This window comes from uncultured Rhodospira sp. (assembly GCF_937138205.1).
Lineage (GTDB): Bacteria > Pseudomonadota > Alphaproteobacteria > Rhodospirillales > Rhodospirillaceae > Rhodospira.
In genome coordinates this window covers 1-2,832 of sequence record NZ_CAKZOT010000052.1, presented here as the reverse complement: position 1 = coordinate 2,832, position 2,832 = coordinate 1, and the positions used below count along the sequence as shown (strand labels likewise).

General features: G+C 60.1%; 2 protein-coding genes. One reads left to right on the top strand and one right to left on the bottom strand.

Annotated features, from left to right (window positions below):
* Positions 1 to 30: 30 nt before the first annotated feature.
* Complete coding sequence (locus Q0309_RS06655) at positions 31 to 210, bottom strand: hypothetical protein (RefSeq protein WP_299438767.1); 180 nt, start codon at positions 208 to 210, stop codon at positions 31 to 33.
* 467 nt (positions 211 to 677) lie between these two features.
* Between Q0309_RS06655 and Q0309_RS06650 the strand changes: the two genes are divergently transcribed.
* Positions 678 to 2,147 (top strand): Fic family protein, encoded by a 1,470-nt coding sequence (locus Q0309_RS06650; RefSeq protein WP_299438765.1) that lies wholly within the window; start codon positions 678 to 680, stop codon positions 2,145 to 2,147.
* Positions 2,148 to 2,832 lie beyond the last annotated feature (685 nt).

Genomic DNA, 2,832 nt, shown 5'->3' with positions numbered 1-2,832 from the left:
AACAGAGCTTAATCTCCCAATCCGACTGTCTCAAAGTCGTTGACACGTTCCGATCACCTTGGCGATCCGGCGCATGGCCGCGACGGCTTCGGCGTGTTCAGGCGTGCAGGGGCGTGTCGAGATCACCGCCTTACGCGCTACTTTGAACATTGCGCTGAGTTCCCTGATCGACAGGCCGTGGAGTTGGTCGCAGCTCATCCGGTAGGTCATTGGTCTTCTCCTTCTCGTCTCTCCGGCCGCGACCGCCGCGGCCTTGATGACGCTCGGAAGAAGCGCTCCGCCCTTAAGCCGCATCCGTCAGGACCGGAACGATCAGAGAAGGACTGGCCTCAGCCGCTCACGCGGCAGCCAGTTGCGGCGCACCTAGGGCGGTGCGCCAGAACGAAGGAAAAAGGCCCGCGCGGAACGCGAGCCCTGAGAGCAGAAGAGGGAGGCCGGTGACCGGCCGGAAGATGCAGAAACCAGGCCCTGGGCATCGGCACGGGCGCATGGTCCGGGCTTAAATCCCGTTTGTTCCTGAAAATGGTCTCTTATACCCCGAAAATTCGCCAAGCGCCGGAGCAGGCCGGTGGAACGCCCTAAAATTCCGGCGGATCGTTCCTTAAACCCCGTTTTTTCCGTTTTCGGCTTTCTTAAAACCCGAAAATTCTATATTGTGCTGGGTGGAGGTGCGCTTAATGCCCGAATTTTCCATCGATGCCATGCCCGAGGTGTTTGTATCGGAGACGGCGATTTCCAGGGCCGTGTCCGCCGCCGTGGCGCGCGGGCAGCTCAGGAAGCTCGCCTCGCGGCTCTACACCCGTAATCTGGATGAAGAGCCGGAACGGCTGGTCCGGCGTAACTGGTACTACCTCATCACATCCTATTATCCGGATGCCCTGATCACGGACCGGACGGCCCTTGAGAACCAGCCGGCCCCGGATGGTTCGGTCTGTCTGATATCGGCCAAGAAACGCGACGTTGCCTTGCCGGGGCTCATCTTCCGCCCCCGGAAAGGGCCGGGACCGCTTGAAAGCGACAAGCCATTTATCGGCGGCGCGCGTCTGGCGTCACCGGCGCGCGCCTGGCTCGAAAATATGCGCCCGTCGCGCGCGCGCGGTGAACGCGTGGCGCGGACATTGTCACGCGAGGAAATCGAGGGCCGCCTTGACGCGCTGTTGCGTCGGCAAGGCGAAGCGGCGCTGAACCGTCTGCGCGACGAAGCGCGCGAGATTGCGCCGCAGCTTGATCTGGAGGACGAGTTCGAGGCGTTCAACGAGCTGATCGGCACTTTGCTCGGAACGCGCGACACCGACGTCAAAAGTGCCGTCGGCAAGGCGCGCGCCGCTGGGCAGCCCTTCGATCCCGAACGTATCCGCCTGTTCGAAGCGCTCTTTGCGGCGCTGCGCGAGACGATCCCCACTGATCGACCGGCCCCGAAGCGGACAGGGGAGGCCAATGCCAATCTGTCTTTCTTCGAGGCTTATTTCTCCAACTTCATCGAAGGTACGGAGTTCAGCGTCGAGGAAGCCGAGGATATCGTCTTCAAGGGCGTGATCCCGCAGGAACGTCCGGATGACGCCCACGACGTTCTGGGCACTTATCGTATCGTCTCCGACCAAGCAGAGATGCGTAAACTGCCATCGGATGTCGATGAATTCCTGACCCTGCTGCGCCGCCGCCATGCCGCGATCATGGAAGCCCGCCCGGACAAGAATCCGGGTGTGTTCAAAACCATGACAAACCGGGCCGGGAATACTGTCTTTGTCGCGCCCGATCTTGTGACCGGCACCATGGAAAAGGGCTTCGCATTTCTGCAAGGGCTGGGGGAGCCGTTCCAGAGGGCCGTCTTCATGATGCTGCTGGTCAGCGAGGTGCATCCCTTTGCCGATGGGAATGGCCGCGCGGCGCGGATCATGATGAACGCCGAGCTGATCGCGGGCGGGCAGGAGCGCATCATCATCCCGACATCGTACCGAACGGATTATCTCGGGGCGCTGAAGGCGCTATCCAATAACGGCCACACCACGCCGTTGATCCGGATGCTGGATTATGCCCAGCAATACACCCATGCGATCGACTGGCGCGACCTTGACGGCGCGCGCCGCGTGCTGGAACAGACAGGCGCGTTCGCTGAAGGCGAGGATGCCAAGCTCCGCTTGCCTTGATTGGGGTTCATCATGCAGGCGCCAGCCGGCTTTGAATGCCCAGGAGACGGAAACAGAGGCTCTATATGCGGCTCAGGTCGGTTGTCGCGCTCGGAAAACGTAAGCCCTTGTGTGCGAGGTCAAAAACATCTATAAGAATCAATATGTTATACAGGCGGTCGCTTCGATTATGCAAACCGCAAGGAATTTGCCGTAGACTCACACAAAATTACACACAAAATTTCGGATGGCTGATTTCATGCCGCAATATCAATATATTATGACAAGCGCATCCGTCTCATAACCTGAAGGTCAGAGGTTCAAATCCTCTCCCCGCAACCATAAAAAAGCCCGCTAGGCCAATCGCTTAGCGGGCTTTCTTTATCCGCCCAAACCCGCCCAATTCCACGCCCAGGTAACACATAGGTAGCTTCAGAAAGCAAATGTGCGGCGGTATGGGCGTAGTCGGCGGGCTGAGGCTGCGGGGTCCCGCCGCCAGCGACGGCTGACCCGCGTTGCCTCTCCGCACCTTGTTGGTCGCCTTTGGTCGGCTTCTGGGAAGGTCGCCAACCAGCGCCAATGGGGCCGCCTTCGGAGAAGCTTTCTCTACAGCTCTCCCCCCTTATCCCGCAGCCAGTTGCGATGCGTCTGATACCGCCCGACCTATGAAGTGACCCTTCTGACCCAGGGCTGGAGGCACAGGGAT

Bases quoted from the DNA above. Each gene is read 5' to 3' on its own strand.
- Q0309_RS06655 (WP_299438767.1), bottom strand. From the start codon at position 210: ATGACCTACCGGATGAGCTGCGACCAACTCCACGGCCTGTCGATCAGG.
- Q0309_RS06650 (WP_299438765.1), top strand. From the start codon at position 678: ATGCCCGAATTTTCCATCGATGCCATGCCCGAGGTGTTTGTATCGGAG.